We start from the raw sequence: 18,036 nt of genomic DNA on the forward strand, positions 1-18,036 counted from the left end.
ACTGTGTGCGATATGCTACGCAAGCGGAATGGAAGCTTCGTTAGCGCCCCGCCCGATGATTGAGATCGTGGCCCAGCGCGAGGATCGCGACGCCCACGATCGTATAGACGCTCTCTTCCAGCCCATGATCCATCGTCATCGCCCCCGCCATAACGCCCAAGCCCAGCGCGCCTACGGCGGCGGGCATCATGAAGCCATGCTTTATCGCGCCATGTCCCAGTGCGACAGCGCCAAGAATAATCGCCATCACCAGCCCGGTTTCATGAATCAGCGGGTTGGAAAAAATGCCGCCAGCGGATGCCAATAGTCCCAAAATCACGGCCGTCGCCACGCAGTGCGCAGCGCAAAGGCCCGATAGCGCCACCGCGACGCGATCGATCGTGCCTGTGGCCAGTACGGAACGGAAACTGAGCAACATCGTGAATGCCACATAAGCGCATTATGGATAAGATACAACATCACATGGCGGCGCAGCAGCAGAATTATATTCCTGTAACGTGCAACGATCGCCCTTGAACCTGGCCGGGCAGGCGCGCAAAGCGCAGTCATGTCCACGTCGCTCAGCCAATCGGCGTTTTCGCGCCGTTCTTATCCCCGCCCGCGCGCTATCGCCGCATGGCTATTGGCTGTCGCGGCTCTTGTCTTTGCCATGGTCGTCGTCGGGGGAATCACTCGGCTTACGGAGTCCGGCTTGTCGATCACCGAGTGGAAGCCGATCAGCGGCGCGCTCCCGCCGTTGTCCAATGCGGACTGGATGGACGCGTTCAACAAGTACAAGCAGATCCCGGAATATCAGGAAATTAACAAGGGCATGAGCCTGTCGGATTTCCAGTTCATCTTCTTTTGGGAATGGACGCACCGGCTGCTGGGGCGCGTGATCGGGCTGGCGTTTGCGCTGCCGCTGGCGTGGTTCGCGTGGAAGCGGGCGATCCCGGCAGGATATGGCCCGCGCCTTTTCGCGCTGCTGATGCTGGGCGGCCTGCAAGGCGCGATAGGCTGGTGGATGGTGGCGTCAGGTCTGTCGGTGAGGACCGATGTCAGCCACTACCGGCTCGCAGTACATCTGCTGACGGCGCTGTTCGTACTGGCGGGGCTGGTGTGGACTGCGCTCGATCTGCTGGCACAGGCAGCGGACACGCGCGCTCTCCCGGCGCGGCTCAGGGGCTTTGCCTTGGTCGCCGGTCTGGCGCTGTTCGTTCAACTGTTATTCGGCGCTTATACGGCGGGGCTGAACGCGGGTTATGTCGCAAACACATGGCCTTTGATGAACGACCGTTTCTTCCCCGAAGGTGTGCAATGGCTTGGCTCCTTCGGGAGCACGATCACCAACGATCCTTACCTCATCCACTTCATTCACCGCTGGTGGGCGTTTGTCACGGCGGCCGTGCTGATCGTGCTGGCGCGCAGGGCCAAGCGCGCCGGATTGCGGGGCGCGTCGATCGCGCTCAATGCCAGCGTGGGGAGCCAGGTACTGCTTGGTATCGCTACGGTCATCAGCGGAGTAGCGTTACCACTGGCGGTTTTGCATCAGGCGGTAGGCGCGCTGGTGGTCGCCAGTACCGCCTGGGCCGCCCATTCGATAGGTGCGCGCAGACGGTAAAAATCGCGATGGTATTATAATACCCGTCAGAAAACCCCCGCAATCTCTTGACTTCTGAGGCATTGGCCGTCATTAGCGCGCATCCCCCGGGCGGCGGCTTCGCCATCGGGATCGTATTCAACAGGAGATTCGGCCCATGAAGGCGCTGATGAAGACGACCAAGTCGGCGACGCCGGCTACGGTCGATAAGAAATGGGTGCTGATCGACGCGGACGGTCTGGTCGTGGGCCGTGCGGCTTCGATCATCGCCAATATCCTGCGCGGCAAGCACAAGCCGAGCTACACCCCGCACATCGATTGTGGTGACAATGTCATCATCATCAATGCCGGCAAGGTGAAGTTCACCGGCAAGAAAATGACCGACAAGGTTTATTACAAGCATACCGGCTATGCCGGTGGCATCAAGGAAACCACGCCAGCGAAGATCCTGGATGGCCGCTTCCCTGAACGCGTGCTGGAAAAGGCGATCGAGCGCATGATCCCGCGCGGTCCGCTTGGCCGCCAGCAGATGCGCAACCTGCGCGTCTTCGCCGGTGCCGAGCATTCTCACGAAGCACAGAACCCCGAAGTCATCGACCTCGGTGCCCGCAATCGCAAGAACAAGGTGGGTGCATAATGTCCGATAACCGCCAGTCACTCTCCGACCTCGCCGAACTGACGTCCGCTGCGCCTGTCGCCGCTGCCGCTTCGGTGCCTTCGGAAGCATCCGCTCCCGTCCAGCCCGCCGCGCCGACGATGCCGCTGCGTGAGCAGGAAATCGACGGCTTGGGCCGCGCCTATGCAACCGGCCGCCGCAAGGACGCCGTTGCCCGCGTGTGGATCAAGCCCGGTTCGGGCAAGGTCACCGTCAATGGCCGCGACCAGGAAATCTACTTTGCGCGTCCGACGCTGCGTCTGGTGCTGAACCAGCCGTTCACCGTCACCGACCGCACGGGCGCCTATGACGTCATCGCGACCGTCAAGGGCGGCGGTCTTTCCGGTCAGGCCGGTGCGGTCAAGCACGGCATCAGCCAGGCGCTGACCAAGTACGAGCCTGCCCTGCGCGGTGCGGTCAAGGCCGAAGGCTTCCTGACCCGCGACAGCCGCACGGTCGAGCGTAAGAAGTACGGCAAGGCGAAGGCCCGCAAGAGCTTCCAGTTCTCGAAGCGCTGATTTCGGGAATATACCAACCTCGAAAAGGGCGGTCCTTATGGGATCGCCCTTTTTCATTTGAGCATTTGTGCCGGTGATGAGAAGATCATGCGCCGGGCATCGGCGGGAGACGCATCATGGGCGAGAGGTTCGAGCGCCACAAGCAACCCTGGACTTCGGAGGAACTGGCGAAGCTGCGCACGCTGGCGACGAAGGGCATGGCGATGAAGGCGATCGCCAAGGCGCTGACGCGGAGCGAGGAGTCCGTCAAGGACCGCGCCAAGGCGGACGGGATCAAGATCGCAAAGCTGCGGTGAGCGCCGCGGGGGGCGCCGTTCGGTCGGGCGGTAATGTGCTTGCGTTTGCTGGCGCAGCGCCGAAAGGCTTTGCAGAGGATGAGCGCGGACTTCCCTTGACGCTGGACGACGGAGCGCGCGCGATCCTCGAAGCGCAGGTCACACAATTGATACGCGCCGCCGCGTTCCTCGCGCGTGATCCCGCCGCCGTGCGTGGCGACCGCCCCATGCCGCGCCGGGTGATGGGCAACGGCCTGCGGGAACTCGATATCTTTCTTGTCGATATCGTGGGGCAGGCGGTAGGACAACGCTCCGAGCGACGCGTCTATTGCGCCGCGGAGGCATGGCGGCGCTCAGGGCCGGGGATCGGACTGGCGGCGCGCCATCACGCGGCACTGGTGCAACTACGCGCGGCACAAAACCGCATGGCCTTCGAACCTGCCCGCCTGTGGATCGGTCCGCCCTATCCGCTGGCGCTGGCCTGTGCGGCGTATAGCGCACTGGCGTTGATGGTTTTGGAGAGAGTTAAGGTGAGGTGAGTAGACGTGAGTGGACGTGGGGGGCACGAGAGCTTCGCGCCATAGTCAGTCACGCAGCGGCGAGATCAGCGTTCCCGTAACTGCCGTTCACGAAGAAGCCGGCGTTCGCAATCCTGGCCGTGCAAAGCGTTAAACGGACAAGCCGCCATCCTGTCGGCTTTTGGAGGCTATCGGCGAAAGGCATCTTCAGCCAGGGGTTCGACTACCGGAAGCTGGTCGGGATATTGCGTTGGCGGCCGTCGGCCATGATACGCTGATCTCGCATGTTGACGACCTTTCGCGGTTGATCGCACTCGATCGATTTTGACCGATCCTCATTATCGTGAATTCACACATGATCCGATCGGCTCAATTATGACCGCCCGCAGGCTGATGCCGCGATGATCTGAAACTTGGTGAGCTTTCCGATCAAATGCCACTGAAGCTGACGATCTCGATGCCCGATCTGCATGGCGTCCCCGCCTCCCAGGGTAAGGGGGCATCTAAAAGCCCATCTGCCGCGCAATTCACAAAACTCGTATTTTCCGAATGGCAACGTGCCAAACTGTGCAACAGTGCCCAAAAGGCTAATGAACAATATTGGTGCGGTCGAGATGCCTTTCCGAGGCTAGTATCTCCGCCTAATGCCTTGTTTTCAATATATTTGTTCTGACAAATTCTTACTCAGAGCGACATGTTTTGACCTGCCCTTGTGCCATTTGTGCCATGCTGACTATGCCGAGTCAGGCGAACCGCACCCGTCAGGCGGTGTGGCACAAAAATAGCAGGATTCGGCACAATGGCGACCATCCAGAAGCGAAAGAAATCGTGGCGCGTCCAAGTGCGTCGCAAAGGCGGGGCGCTTTCGGCGACCTTCGACACACGGGCCGAGGCCGAAGCCTGGGCGATCGCGACCGAAGCCAAGGTCCTCGCGGGCAAAAACGCCGAGACCATCGTCCAGGAACCGATCGCACCCGTCGTCGGGAAAGCGGCCAAGGACGTGTTCACACGTTACGCCAAGGAAGTGTCGCCTGGAAAAAGAGGCGGGCGGTGGGAAGAGATTCGCATCAAGATGCTTATCCGCCGGAGCCGTTTGTTCGACCGGCCGATAACGGCCATCACGGGTCCTGACATGGCGGAGTGGCGTGACAAGCGGCTGTGCAAGGTGTCTGCCTCGACCGTGAACCGCGAGCTCTGCCTGATCTCGAGCATGTTCAGCCACGCGATGAAGGAGTGGCGCGTGGGCCTGACCTTCAATCCATGCGCCCTGATCACGAAACCGCGCAAGCCACGGCCACGCACGCAGCGCGTCACGGAGCCGGACCGCAAGGCCATCATCGCAAAGCTCGGTTGGAATGGAGTATCGGAGCCGACGACGTCGGGGCAATGGGTGGCGTTCTCCTTCTACCTCGCGCTCGAAACCGCGATGCGGAAGGGCGAAATCCTTTCGCTGCGGTGGTCGGACATCGACTTCGACGCCCGCCATGCGCACCTCGACATGACGAAGAATGGCGACGAACGCGACGTGCCATTGTCCAAGGCCGCGATGGCGCTGCTGCGGATCGTGAAGAAGCGGGAGCCGACGGCGTCGGTCGTTCCCGTGCGGGCGGGGCACTTCGACAAGCTGTTTCGCGACGCAAAACGCGAAGCCGGCCTGTCCCACATCCACTTTCATGACAGTCGGCGGGAAGCCGCCACGACAATGGCCCCGAAGCTGTCCAACGTGCTCGAGTTGGCGGCGATCACAGGGCACAAGTCCCTTTCGATGCTTCAAATCTACTACAAGCCGAGAGCAGCCGATCTCGCTGCGCGGCTGGATGCATAGGCATGGTACGTATGTCAGAGGTGCGATGGCGACCTTGGTCCGGCCCAGCAGAGAGGCCGACCTGCCAATTATTGAAATCGTAGCCCTAAGGACTATACTATGACTCGTTTCGTCGAGTGAGCACGATCATGACCGTGTTCATGACGAAGGGCTTCGCCCGTTTCGCGCGCAAGGCTGGTCTCGCGTCGGACTGTCTTCACGCTGCGGCAGCTGACGTCGCGGCCGGGGATCATGACGCGGACCTGGGCGGCGGCGTGTTCAAGCAGCGCGTGGCCAGACGGGGTGGTGGTAAGTCAGGAGGGTTTCGGACAATCATCTTGTTCAGGGTCGGCGGGCACAGTTTCTTCGCCCACGGCTTTGCTAAGAATGAGAAGGCCAATGTAAGTGTGAAGGAACTCAGGGCACTGAAGCAACTGGCGGCGGTGTACCTGAGGCTTTCGGAAAATGAGATTGGAGCCGCTATCGCGGCGGGCGAATTGATCGAGGTTTCGGATGATGATCGCGAAGGCGAAGAGCAAGCGGGCTGAAAGCCCGATTTTGGCGTCGGTGCATGAGGCCGCGGCGGGGCTCCATCGGATTGGGCTCGTAGACAAGTCGACGATGCGCGAGTTCGATGCGCTATGTCTCACCCCGGTCGAGCCGATGGCGCCCGAAGAAATTCGCGCACTGCGGGAACGCGAGAAGGTCTCGCAGCCGGTGTTCGCTCACTACCTCAACGTTCGGAAAGACGCAGTCAGCAAGTGGGAGCGCGGTGAGAAGCGTCCCGACGGCCCTTCGCTCAAGCTGCTGAATCTCGTGAAGGCGAAGGGGTTGCAGGCAATCGCCTAACCGCGACAGAAGAACACTCCCATCGGGCACCCATGAGGCTGATTTTTCCCGCAAACAGGCAGGGAAAAATCACCGGCACCATCAGTAGCGCCAACAGATCGTCGGGAAAGGGCGGGTTTTCCCGGACAAGGGCAAAGTTGCACTGCTCGACAGCCGCTTACTATAGCCATAAGGCAGCTGAAGGGCGTGATCATCATCATCGCCCAACAATCTATGTTGGTCGAAAACTCTGCTCGAAGCCGTCAGCCGAAAGCACCGCTCCGCGCGACACCCAGTCGGCGCTCGGTCAGGTCCGCGAACGAAACCAGCTGTGGGGCCCGGTAGACTCGTAACGCGCCGACCATCGAGGAATTGGCTCGATAATGGCTCGGGTCAAATCAACCGCGCCAGCCTCCCCCGATAAAGATCCGCTTATCCCCCATGGGCCCCGTTGCCGACCCGAGCATCGGCATTCCATTAGTTTCGTTCTGGAGTAGCAGACCAAAATGAGGGGGCGAGATATGATTAGGCAAATCAAATGCAACGTTCTGGCGACGGCCGGGGCGATGGCGATCATGCTGGCAACCAGTGCCCACGCGCAGGAGGCCTCGTCCAACGTCCTCACTTCTGCCGAAGCGAGTGAGTCGGGTGATATCGTCGTCACAGCGCAACGCCGATCTGAACGGCTGCAGGACGTGCCCATACAGGTGAATGCGTTTGGAAGCCAAACGTTGCAGGATGCGGGTGCTCGAAACGTGCAGGATGCGATCTCGCTCGTTCCGAACATGACTCTCGACCGCGCTAATGTTTATCATAGCAGCTACATCACGTTGCGAGGCATTACGCAGATCGAGAATGCTGACCCGCCCGTTGCCGTTATCGTTGACGGCGTGCCGCAGACTAATCAACGGCAAGTTAACCCCAGCCTCTACGACATCCAGCAGATCGAGATCCTGAAGGGGCCGCAGGGTTCTCTCTACGGTCGGAACGCAGAGGCGGGCGCCATCAACATCGTTACCAAGGCGCCGACCAATAATCTCACGGGCGCCTGGAACGCAAGTTATGGCAACGGGGAAACGATCAATGTGGGCGCTGTTCTCTCGGGAGCCTTGGTCAACGACGTTCTCCTCTTCCGCGTCGGAGGTGAATATGCGCATTCCGACGGGCTTATCCGGAACACCTTCACCGGCGACAATGCTGACTTTGTCGACCACGACTACACCATTCGCGGCAGGCTAATCTTCAAGCCGGCCGAGCGTCTCACGCTCGATGGGCGCATCGAGTACAGCGATTTCCGCGCGGGCAGCAACTATTACAGCGCGGTGTTCAGTGCGGACGCGAATGATTACCGACTCCCGCAGAACAATCTGGAGGGTGTCTCCTTCGGCAACAATACAAACTATACCATGAAGGCTGATTACGACCTCGATTTTGCGACGCTGACCAGCATCAGTGGTTACTCACGCGTCAACGAGGACAATTATTCTGACCTCGATTTCCGGAATCCTGTGCAGAGCCCTGGCGGTTTTCTTGGCCTCGGTATCCAGATCGGCGTTGGACAACAGCTTCTGTCGAAGATATTTAGCCAGGAAGTTCGCCTTGTTTCCAATGGCAGCAACCGTCTTCGTTATTCGATTGGTGCCTATTATCTCCACACGGCTCGCGGTTATCGCACTCGCGTGTTCGTCGACCTTACCGGGAGCGGTGACCAGCAGTTCAACCCGGCACTCGTCATTTCTGACCAGTTCACCCACGATGACAATAACAGTTACGCCGGCTTTGGACAGGTCGACCTCGATCTGACGGAGCAGCTCATGCTGACCGGCGGCTTCCGTTACGACGTGGATGAACGCGAGCAGACGAACCTGCTGACCGGACTTGTTCGCAGGAAGAGCTTCAAGAAGGCGCAGCCCAAGGCAACGATCACCTACAAGCCAGCTGAGGGCAAACTCCTCTACCTGACCTATGGAAAGGGGTTCCGATCTGGTGGATTCAACACGCCGAACTCGGCCATTCCGATCTTCCAGGATGAGTCGCTCGACAACTTCGAGGCTGGCTTCAAGACCAGCTTCGCTGACGGGGCGCTACGGTTGAACGGCGCTGTATTCCGCGAACGGGTGAAGAACTTCCAATATTTCTTCGTCGACGCGACGTCCGGGTCTCAGGTAATTGCCAACATAGACCGGGTGAACATCACTGGCGTCGAACTTGAGTTGCAGGCGGTGCCACTGCCTGGTCTCACCGCCAATGTGGGGATTGGCTATACCCACGCCGACATCAAAAACTTTGGTCAGTTCCCGCAGTACGCGGGTAACAAAACGCCCCGTAACATTCCCTTCTCATCAACGGGCAGCCTTCAGTACCGCGGCACAATCGGGAGCAATGTGACGGGAATAGCGCGCGTTGACTATCAGTACAATAACAAGAAGTATTGGACGATCGACAACAACTCTGTCCAGAATAGCTGGACAATTATCAATGGGCGCCTCGGCGTTGAGACGGGAGGGTTTGGCATATACGCCTTCGGCAAGAACCTGACGAACGCTAAATACTACACCGAGTATCAGCCCCAGGCCTACACGGGTGAAGACGTCGATCTCGGCTTTCGCGGCCAGCCCCGAACTTATGGTGTGGAACTGCGCTACAGTTTCTGATGACTTGCCAGCCGGCCGGTCATCGGCGGCTGGCCCCTTCCATGAGAGTATAGTATGCCCACCCGCACAATCAGGTTGGGGATAGACGTCGGTGGAACCAACACCGACGCGGTCCTCATGCACGGCCGGGATATTCTCGGTACGAACAAAAGCTTCACGACCAGCGACGTGACGTCGGGCGTAATCGAGTCCGTCGAACGACTCTTAGGCGACACCGGCATTCCGGCCCGCGCGGTTGGTCATGTGATGATCGGTACAACGCAGTTCATCAATGCCTTTGTACAAAGGCGCGATCTGGTACAAACCGCTATTGTGCGGGCATCCCTGCCACGCGGCGATGGGGTGCCGCCGCTCACTGCCTGGCCCGAGGATCTTCTCGCCGTCATCGGGCACCATGCATTCGAAATCCACGGCGGCGCAAATTATGATGGCTCAACTTACGCGGACCTGGATGAGCGGGAGTTGGCTGAAGTCGCGGAGACCCTCCGCCAACGGGAGATTGGTGCTGTTGCCGTCTCAACAACCTATGCACCACTTCGCCCGGACATCGAGGAGCGGATGGCGGCGTTCTTCAGGGCGGCTCTTCCGAGCGTACCCGTCACGCTTTCCGGAGCCGTTGGCGGCCTCGGCTTGGTCGATCGCGAAAACGCAGCAGTCATAAATGCTTCGCTTGCCCCGCTTGCCCAGCGCGTGGTCAAGGGGCTGGAGGACGCGATCAGCGCCCTCGGGCTCGATGCGACTCTGTTCATCAGCCAGAACGATGGTACCCTGATCTCGACGGAGGAGGCTGCACGCCATCCAGTCTTCACCTGCGCCGCAGGGCCGACGAACAGCATCAGGGGCGCTGCCTTCCTTTCAGGGCTCGATGATGCCGTAGTGATCGACGTGGGCGGCACCACGACCGATGTCGGCTCCGTTACGCACGGCTTCCCCAAGGAGACGGCACTTCCCAATTTCATCGGCGGGGTACGCACAAACATGCGGATGCCGGACGTGCTATCCGTGCCGCTGGGCGGGGGTACGCTCGTCGATCTGGAGCAAATGTCTCTTGGACCCGCATCGGTCGGTCATCGGCTCAAGCAGGAGGCTCTCGTCTTCGGTGGGCAAACGCTTACCGCGACGGACGTCGCGGTCGCGGCGGGCGTTGCCGACCTCGGCGATGTCGCATCAGTGTCGTACCTGCCATCGGAGGCCGTGGCCAAAGCTATGGCGAGCATGGCAAGCATCGCCGAAGGTGCCGTCGACCGCATAAAGACCAGCGCGGTTCCTGTGCCCGCGATTCTTGTGGGCGGTGGCCATATTCTGCTTCCAGACCAGCTTCCGGGTGTCGACAGGATCGTTCGCCCTCGTCATGCGGAAGTAGCCAATGCCGTCGGCGCTGCCATCGCCACCGTTAGCGGCCGGGTAGACAAGCTCTACGATACAGCAATGATCGGCCGCGACGGCGCGGTCGAGGCGGCGCGCCAGGAAGCGATCGCGACGGCAGTGGCGGCTGGCGCGCACCCCGAAACCGTGGAAATCATCGAGCTCATCGAACTGCCAATGACGCATATCCGCGCCGGTACAACCCAAATCAAGGTCCGAGCGGTCGGTGAGCTGGATCTGGCAGTGGATTCGTCGCCAGCCATTACGGCCTGAGGATAGCTATGTACGAAGTAACATCCCAAATCGACATCTCAGACATGGCCCGAGGCGCTGTCTTTCTGGGCGCCGGCGGAGGCGGTGATCCCTATGTCGGCGAACTTTTTGTCAGCGCACAGATCGAAGCCGGCCGTTTTCCGCGGGTGGCCGCTCTTGATGAGATCGCCGACGACGCTCTCGTGGTCTCCATCGCCGGAATGGGCGCGCCGACCATCTTGGTCGAAAATCTGATCAGCGAGCGCGCGCTTCTTGAACTTGTCCGCAGGACGGAGACGCTTCACAATCGCAAAGTCGATGCGCTCATCAGCATTGAGATGGGCGGCGTGAATTCTATGTTTCCTCTAGGGCTAGGCGCTCGCCTCGGCCTTCCCGTCATAGACGCTGATGGCATGGGCCGTGCATTTCCCCACCTTGAGATGACAAGCTTCAGCGTCTATGGCTGCCGCGCCTCGCCGCTCGTGCTGCTGGATGATCTCGGTTCGTTGGTGACTATCGACGTCGTCGATGATCGCCGTACCGAAGAACTGGCGAGGACCAATGTTGTGGCCATGGGTGCCCTGCTGAACGGCTCCTTCTATCCCATGTCTGGTGCCGACGCAAAACGGACTGCCGTAGCAGGCACGATCACCCAAACACTGGAGATTGGGCGGGCTATTCGGGAAGCGCGCCATGCGAGCGCGGATCCCGTCCACGCTCTTCTTGCTTATTTGGACCAATCGGGCGAAAAACAGCACGCTCGCCTTCTCTTTGAGGGGAAGATTGCAGATGTGTCCCATGAGACCCGCGATGGCTGGCACTGGGGGCAAGCGCTGGTGCGAAACGCCAGCGGCGATGAACTGAAAATCGATATCCAGAATGAGTATATCGTCGCACGCCGAAACGGACGCACTGTCACCGTCGTGCCAGACATCATCGCGACGCTCGATCGCGAAAGTGCCGAGCCACTCACCGCTGAAATGCTGCGTTACGGCCAACGCATCGCTGTTGTGGGCTTTTCAGCGGCCCCGATCATGCGCCGCGCCGAGGGGCTAGCCGTCTTCGGGCCACGCAAATTCAAGCTGGACGAGGATTTCGTCGGTGTAGAGGACCTTGTCACCGCATGACCGATCTGGCTGGCGAAGTGGTGGCGGTCAGCACCGCCCGTCCACAGTGGCAGGAAATGTACGGCCGCCAAGTCTACAGTGCGATCGTGCGACGGGCAGCCGATGGACCACTCCACTTCGGCACGGGGGGGCCTGAAGGGAACGAAACGGCGGTACACACCGAGGAGGTGTACGCATTCTTCGCCGAGCATTACGATCATTGGGCAGCGGAACTGGGAGTCGACCGCGGCCAATGGTCGGACTGCTACTGGGGCGAGAACCTGATGCTTCGGGGTGACTTGCGCGAGGACTGCCTTCATGTCGGGGACCGCTTCCGCATCGGCGAGGCGCTCCTCGAAGTGACCTCGCCGCGCATCCCCTGCTTCAAGCTCAGTTGGCGCTTGGGGCAGCCCGAAGCCTTCCTCAGCACGCTTATCGCCAGCGGCTTGATGGGCGCCTATTTCAGAGTAATCGAGCCAGGTTTAATCGAAGCAGGGTCTAAGATCTCCAGGGAGTACCATGCTGCAGATGCAATAACCGTCGCCGCACTCTCCAAGCTTCTTCACGATCCGAACATCACCGATACAGACGTGCTGAAACGGGTCCTGTCGACGGCCGGACTTGGCTCTCAAGCATCCGAGATGCTCCGCAAACGAATCAATGCGCTCACCGATGGGCTATTGACCGTACGCGGCCGTTGGCAGGGCTGGCGGCGCTTTGTCGTGACTGACATCCGTGATGAAACTCAGGCGATCAAGTCCTTTTACCTTAAGCCTGCTGATGCCGGGCCTATTGGTGGCTATCGTGCGGGGCAGTTCCTCACTGTCCGCCTGCCTGAGAATGCCGGCGGCCACATAAGAACATGGAGCATCTCAGACTATGACCAAGATGCTGACCACTACCGTCTGTCGATCAAGCATGAGCCGGAGGGTCGAGCCTCCGCCTGGATGAATAAAGAGCTTCGGGTCGGTACGGAGCTTGATATCCGCCCGCCTACGGGCCGCTTTGTCCTAGATCGCGGTAGCTTCCTTCGCACCGTCATGATTAGCGCCGGCATTGGGGTTACGCCCTTGCTTGCCATGCTGAAGGCCCATGCCGAGCGCGGTGAGGAAGCACCGCCCCTCCTGTGGATCCATTGCGCGCGTTCGGGTGCGGAGCATGCCTTCCGCGATGAGGTCAACGCCGCACTCGCCCGCCTGCCGAATGCGGTGCGCCGCGTATTCTATTCCGCGCCGCTCCCGGGTGACATACTTGGGGTCGATTATGATTGCCTCGGTCGTATTACGCCGGAGGCAGTCACCGGACTGCTACAAGAAACCTACAAGTTACGTCCCTTCGGGCGCGAACTCGAATTGACTGGCGATAATGCGGACTTCTACCTGTGCGGCCCGCGCCCGTTCGAGGAAAGCATTCGCTTGGCTCTGGTCGATGCGGGGGTCAATCCGGCGGTGATCCGCTCGGAGAGTTTTGGCCCAAGCGGGCAACCGGACGACGCCTTAAGAACGCCAGAACAGGCAGCCATCCGCTTCTCGACTTCCGCGCGCGATGCGGTTTGGCTCCGTGACGATGATCACACCCTGCTCGAAATCGCGGAGGCGTGTGGCGTTCCAGTCGAGAGCGGATGCCGAATGGGGACCTGCGGAACATGCGAGGTTCGCCTCCTTAGCGGCGAGATTGGCTATGTCACGAAGCCCGCCGCGCTCCCGGTCTCTGGGCGCATCTTGCTCTGCTGCGCCCAACCACTGTCCGGGGAGGTTGAGATCGAAGCATGATAGGTGCCGAGCCGTGTTGAGTACGCGCCCTCCTATCAAGCCGTTGGCTCCACGGTAACGGGAATGCCGCTCAGGACGACCATTCCAGACAGTGGATCGATCTCGGCAGCCATCGTAAGGTTCCCTACGCTTTGATGCTCGAAGCCGTGCGGGAAGCTCACTGTTCCTGGAAGAACGCGCTCCTCGATCGAAGTGATGGCGCATACAGCGCCGCTGCCCCCGCGGACAATAGCTTCCGCGCCATCCTTTAGTGACAGCCGCACCGCATCGTCGGGATTTATCCCGAGCGTCGGGCGATCCGGTTCGCGCAGCGCAGCCGTTCCGTCACTCATCACCGAATTGAGCTTATATTTCTGCCGTGCCGGAATGAGGAGGAAGTGGTCGGGCCGTTCGGCCGGCGGCTCGAGCGTATCGAACTGAGCGAGGATGTCGGGCGGCGCAAGGTTCCAGCGCCCACCTGGCAAATACCTGTCCACCCAACCCCAGGGACGCTCCTGTATTTCCAGTCCTTGGGGCGCAGCCTTGATCTCGTCGAAGCTAGCCTTCGCATTGCCCGCAAGGGGACGCAGCATGTCGTCGTCGGTCATATCATCTGGCGACGCGCCGCCAATCAGGTCATAGCCCAGCCGGAGCCCGAGTTGCGCGATCATCCACCATAATGGCCTGCGTCCCCCGGATGGAGTCATCATCGCTGGCGTGTATTGGACGAATTGCCGGGGGCTAAGGAAGTCGATGTACGGCAGATCTGCGCGTTCGAGCTGACCATAGCTTGGAAGCACATGCGTGGCCCGACCCACCGATTCCGTTTCGATCACGTCGGCGACGGCGAGAACGTCAAGGCTGTCGAGTGCCCGTCTCAGGCGCTCCGTTTCGGGCAGCGCGATGATCGGGTTACCGCCCAATATAATCAACGCCTTGAGATTGCCGGCCTCGATCTCATCGATGAGAACGCCAGCGCTATATTCCCCCATCCTGGACGGGATGTCGGGACGCGACGGCGCGCCTGGGCCGTCATAACTGCAGCGCGGCCAGCCGGTCGCATCCGCATTGCGCACGAAGCCCGGATTATACCATTCCCCGCCGGGGCGATCGAGCGAGCCCGTGACGGCGAGCAACGCATATTGCATGAGGAGTGTGAGATTGGCTGTGCGCGACATCGAGACTCCGGTGCCAGTCATGATGCCTAACCTGCCCGTCGCCCTGATGTCGCGAAGCAGAGCCTCAAAGACCGCAGGCTTGAGGCCGGTCAGTCGACAGGTAGTGGCAAGGTCGAAACGCGCGACTAACGCCTCGATGGCATCCACTCCTGTCGCGAATCTTTCAAGGAACTCCCTGTCGGCACCGTCGCGCAAGATCTCACGGGTTAAATGGCCGAGAATGGCATATTCGCTCCCTAGTCGGGGGCGCAGGTGATGATTGGCGACCTCTGCCGTTTCAGTCCGGCGTGGATCCACCACCCAGAGGCGGCCCTCGCTCGCCCACTGACGCAGCTGGATCTTGGGTGCAGTCATCCCGAAATTCTGGCCGTGTGAGACCATAGGGTTCATGCCGATCAGGATAACCATCTTCGCATCAGGATCGGGTTGTCCTGCAAGCAAGGGATTCCCGGAAAGCCGGTCCTGTACGAGCAGGGTTGTGGCGGCATCCACCGAAATTGTGCTGTAGACACTGGGCGAGCCGATGGCGGCGAACAAGCTGCGCCAGATCTGCGACGTCCCGTCGAAAAGGCCGGCGGTCCCAATGTAGATGCCGACTGCCCCGGGGCCGTGCGTTTCGATCAGTTCCGCAATACGGTCGCCGAGATCATCGAGGCATTCCTGCCAGGTGACCGTGACCTGTTCGGTACCTGATCGCCTAATGCGGGGCTCATTCAGCCGGTGGGGATGATGATGCCAAGCCCCTAGGGCGCGCCCCTTGGGACAGGTATAACCGCGTGAAACGGGGTGGGACTTGTCGCCCACGATTTTCACGATGCGGTTGTCCTCAATAGACAGGATCAAGCCGCAAAGGCCGGCGCAGAGCCGGCATATGGTGCGACGGGTCGTCGCGTCGGCTGAACTGAAGGCGGTATGTCCCATGAACAGATGCTACGCCACCAGCCATGTTGTCGTGAGGGCTTCGAACGGGTAGGATAATCTGCAGATGGGTAGTTCTCTCGCTCCTAGTCGCCCAAGCCAGATCGACCGGCCGCGACTGACAATGCGCGTTGTCGGTCATCAGGAACACCGCGACACCTTCATTCGAGCGCCGATTGGTTTCGGCAAAACCGTTCTGCTCAACCAGTGCCGCGCGCAACTCCTGCAATCCGGAAAGCCGGTACAGCAATGGTCATTAGAGCCACGGCATCGATCACCCGATGTCATGCGCGACCAACTGCGCAGGCTCCTTCCCGACGAGGCTTCCACGCGCAATGCAACCCTGCTCCTTGACGACTGGGACAATGTCGAGGGCTCAGGTGGAGCAGAGGCGCTCCAAACATATCTGGCCGGTTCCTCCGTGGACGTCCGTCTGATCATAGCGGCGCGCGGCGATTGCTCGCTTCGGCGCGCGCGTCTTGGCGAACCTGAAGGTCGCACCACAATAGACAGCCGCGAGCTTGCGTTCCTGCCCATCGAGCAGCGCAGGGTAATGGGCACCCCGCAGTTTTTCCAGCTGGCGGCACCAATCCTGCATCTCGCCCAGGGTTGGCCTGTGGCGATCCACCTTGCGCGGGCATACTTGCAGGAGGTGCGGTCTGGCGCGGACACGGAGATGTTTTGTCGGCTATCCGATTTTTTGCCTTATCTAGAGAGTCGGCTGCCGGTTCGCCGTGGCGATTTGGATGAGGTGCTCTCGGCCCTTGCCCTGCTGAAGCGATGGGACGCGCGCATCCTCCAGGCTTTGTTGCCTGACGGTAAGGTCGCGGCCCTCGCAGCGGTACTGTCCATGCTGCCGATCGACCAACTGCGAGGAAGCTTCACGACCCTCCTCACCCCAAATCCGCTTCTTCACAGGGCTTTACAGCAACGCTTTGAGCGCACCCCATGGCACAACCAGCGCACGCTACTGCGCCGTGCGGCAGCACTGTGTATCGAGCGCGGCCGCTCTTTAGAGGCAATCGAGCTCCTCCTGCGCGCGGACGACCGGGAAGCGGCGGCAGATCAACTGATGCACGCTGGCCCCATGCGCCTGCTCATGGTCTTTGGCGTTGCGCCGTTATTGGAAGTCCTGCGCGAAGTGCCTGCAAACCTGGTGGGCGAGGCTCCCCGACTGCAGCTTCTTTCGTCGATGATATCCACCAAGCAAGGCCGACAAAGGGAGGCACGGCTTGTAGTGAACGCAGTTGCACATCATCAAGATGGTCCTTCCGATTCAGCGCTGGCGCCTGAACTTGCGTTTATGCGGGCACAGATTGCCATAGCATCCCACCCATCCAGCCGGTTGAGTTCCGCTGACTTTGTCTCGCCTGCCGATGGGCTCGATCAGTCGCTGAGTGCCTGGAGCCACACTTGCCTTGCGGTGCTGCATCACCAGCGAGGGGACCTCTCCCAAGCCTCGGTCGAGCTCGATAAGACTTTTCAAGCCTACTCCGACCTCAATGCAGATTATGCACTCACCTATGCCCGCCTCCACGGCGCACATATAAATCTCGCGCGTGGGCGGATCAGGGAGGCAAGCGCCGGCTTTCGACTGGTCCGCATCGATGCCGAGGAGCGCTATGATTTCGACAGGCTCCTCTCGATTGCCGCCAAGATCGGCCGGATGGAAGCCGAAGCGCTCTACCGACCGAATGTGGTCCTGCTGTCCGATATACGCACCCTCCTCACCGGCTTGCATGACACAGATTCCTGGTTCGAACCTTACGCATCAGGATATGCGCTTGCCTGTGCAGCCGCCTTCGCCGAGAACGGGCTGGCGGGCGTGAATGAAATCATTGCCGAAGGCACCGCGAACTTCTCAGTAAGCGATGTTGCTCTCCTGGAACATTTCCTGCCGCTTCAAAAAGCTTACTATGCGCTGAGGTCTGGCCGTACCCTGGAAGCGCATCAGGCGTGGGAGAGAAGCGGCCTGCCGATGACGCCCGAGGAGAGCCTATTTTGGCGCGAGCGATCGCTCGGCGCCATCGTCGCGCACGGCCTGAATTTGGAATGGCCCATAGGCAGCACCAATCCGGTCATGTCAGAAGCCGTGGCAAGCGCCACGCGACATCAGCGGGGAATCGATGCCATTCGCTTGCATCTGGAGCGAGCCAGAATTTTCAGTTGCCAGGCTACAAGCGCACGGCAACTGGATGATGTTCGTAGCGGCGTCAGGGGCATAAGCCAATTCGGTGCATGGCAACTGGTGACAGACTATCGGGACATAATCGGGCCGTTTGTCGATGCGGGCTCGCCCGGCCTTTCCCGACCTGTACACCGAAAGCTGGTCGCGAAACTCGGACGAAGTCCGAGCCCAACGGATCTAAAAAAACTCAACGTTCAGCAGCTTCAGATACTCAGAGGACTCGCTGCGGGAGGTACCAACAAGGAACTCGCCCGCGCGAGCGATCTCAGCGCGGACGGCGTCAAATACCACCTCAAAGTCTTGTTCCGGCGATTCGGCGTGGCCGACCGGGCTGCCCTCTTGGAAGCAGCACGACAGCAGAAATGTTTTTAGGGTTGCCTCAAGCATAGAGCTCGTTGGCCGTCTTACCCGATGATATGGCAGGTTCGCCGGATCGGTCAGAGATAA

Annotated in this window: 15 protein-coding genes; 13 read left to right on the top strand and 2 right to left on the bottom strand. The window is 60.3% G+C overall.

The genetic code is table 11. The features are described 5' to 3' along the window. Positions 1 to 40: 40 nt before the first annotated feature. A complete protein-coding gene (locus C1T17_RS04605) occupies positions 41 to 418 on the bottom strand; it encodes a MerC domain-containing protein (protein ID WP_104952432.1) in 378 nt (125 codons plus the stop codon). Between the two features lie 129 nt (positions 419 to 547). Between C1T17_RS04605 and C1T17_RS04610 the strand changes: the two genes are divergently transcribed. The 12 genes from C1T17_RS04610 to C1T17_RS04665 all read left to right on the top strand — a co-directional run bounded on the left by C1T17_RS04610 (position 548) and on the right by C1T17_RS04665 (position 13,326). After that, a complete protein-coding gene (locus C1T17_RS04610) occupies positions 548 to 1,600 on the top strand; it encodes a COX15/CtaA family protein (RefSeq protein ID WP_104952433.1) in 1,053 nt (350 codons plus the stop codon). Between the two features lie 136 nt (positions 1,601 to 1,736). Further along, on the top strand, positions 1,737 to 2,216 hold the full coding sequence (rplM, locus tag C1T17_RS04615; RefSeq protein ID WP_104952434.1) for a 50S ribosomal protein L13: 480 nt from the start codon (positions 1,737 to 1,739) through the stop codon (positions 2,214 to 2,216). Further along, complete coding sequence (gene rpsI / locus C1T17_RS04620) at positions 2,216 to 2,752, top strand: 30S ribosomal protein S9 (protein WP_104952435.1); 537 nt, start codon at positions 2,216 to 2,218, stop codon at positions 2,750 to 2,752. Before rplM ends, rpsI begins: the two co-directional genes overlap by 1 nt. A gap of 116 nt (positions 2,753 to 2,868) precedes the next feature. Next, positions 2,869 to 3,048: a hypothetical protein gene (locus tag C1T17_RS04625; RefSeq protein WP_104952436.1), complete on the top strand. Its 180-nt coding sequence runs from the start codon at positions 2,869 to 2,871 to the stop codon at positions 3,046 to 3,048. Further along, a complete protein-coding gene (locus C1T17_RS04630) occupies positions 3,045 to 3,566 on the top strand; it encodes a hypothetical protein (protein ID WP_104952437.1) in 522 nt (173 codons plus the stop codon). The genes C1T17_RS04625 and C1T17_RS04630 overlap by 4 nt, the downstream gene beginning before the upstream one ends. Positions 3,567 to 4,344: 778 nt before the next feature. Then, complete coding sequence (locus C1T17_RS04635) at positions 4,345 to 5,370, top strand: tyrosine-type recombinase/integrase (protein WP_104952438.1); 1,026 nt, start codon at positions 4,345 to 4,347, stop codon at positions 5,368 to 5,370. A 128-nt stretch (positions 5,371 to 5,498) separates the two neighbouring features. Next, complete coding sequence (locus tag C1T17_RS04640) at positions 5,499 to 5,897, top strand: type II toxin-antitoxin system RelE/ParE family toxin (protein WP_104952439.1); 399 nt, start codon at positions 5,499 to 5,501, stop codon at positions 5,895 to 5,897. Beyond that, entirely contained in the window at positions 5,863 to 6,198 is a 336-nt protein-coding gene (locus tag C1T17_RS04645; RefSeq protein WP_411269209.1) for a helix-turn-helix domain-containing protein, read from the top strand. Before C1T17_RS04640 ends, C1T17_RS04645 begins: the two co-directional genes overlap by 35 nt. Before the next feature lie 545 nt (positions 6,199 to 6,743). After that, the gene (locus C1T17_RS04650; protein WP_223262798.1) at positions 6,744 to 8,831 is read left to right on the top strand and encodes a TonB-dependent receptor; all 2,088 of its coding nucleotides are present in this window, start codon (positions 6,744 to 6,746) and stop codon (positions 8,829 to 8,831) included. A gap of 54 nt (positions 8,832 to 8,885) precedes the next feature. Next, positions 8,886 to 10,469 (top strand): hydantoinase/oxoprolinase N-terminal domain-containing protein, encoded by a 1,584-nt coding sequence (locus C1T17_RS04655; protein ID WP_104952442.1) that lies wholly within the window; start codon positions 8,886 to 8,888, stop codon positions 10,467 to 10,469. A 44-nt stretch (positions 10,470 to 10,513) separates the two neighbouring features. Further along, positions 10,514 to 11,575, top strand: a complete 1,062-nt coding sequence (locus tag C1T17_RS04660; RefSeq protein WP_223262799.1) for a DUF917 domain-containing protein — start codon at positions 10,514 to 10,516, stop codon at positions 11,573 to 11,575. Further along, the gene (locus tag C1T17_RS04665) at positions 11,572 to 13,326 is read left to right on the top strand and encodes an MOSC and FAD-binding oxidoreductase domain-containing protein (protein ID WP_104952444.1); all 1,755 of its coding nucleotides are present in this window, start codon (positions 11,572 to 11,574) and stop codon (positions 13,324 to 13,326) included. Before C1T17_RS04660 ends, C1T17_RS04665 begins: the two co-directional genes overlap by 4 nt. 35 nt (positions 13,327 to 13,361) lie before the next feature. Here C1T17_RS04665 and C1T17_RS04670 read toward each other — a convergent pair whose 3' ends face one another. Continuing rightward, on the bottom strand, positions 13,362 to 15,404 hold the full coding sequence (locus C1T17_RS04670) for a molybdopterin-dependent oxidoreductase (RefSeq protein WP_104952445.1): 2,043 nt from the start codon (positions 15,402 to 15,404) through the stop codon (positions 13,362 to 13,364). Positions 15,405 to 15,954: 550 nt separating this feature from the next. Here C1T17_RS04670 and C1T17_RS04675 point away from each other — a divergent pair. Beyond that, positions 15,955 to 17,961 carry a helix-turn-helix transcriptional regulator gene (locus C1T17_RS04675; RefSeq protein WP_189338493.1) on the top strand — a complete coding sequence of 669 codons (2,007 nt, stop codon included), beginning with the start codon at positions 15,955 to 15,957 and terminating at the stop codon, positions 17,959 to 17,961. The last annotated feature ends 75 nt before the right edge of the window (positions 17,962 to 18,036 follow it).

The sequence above is a fragment of the Sphingobium sp. SCG-1 genome, from assembly GCF_002953135.1.
GTDB lineage: Bacteria > Pseudomonadota > Alphaproteobacteria > Sphingomonadales > Sphingomonadaceae > Sphingobium.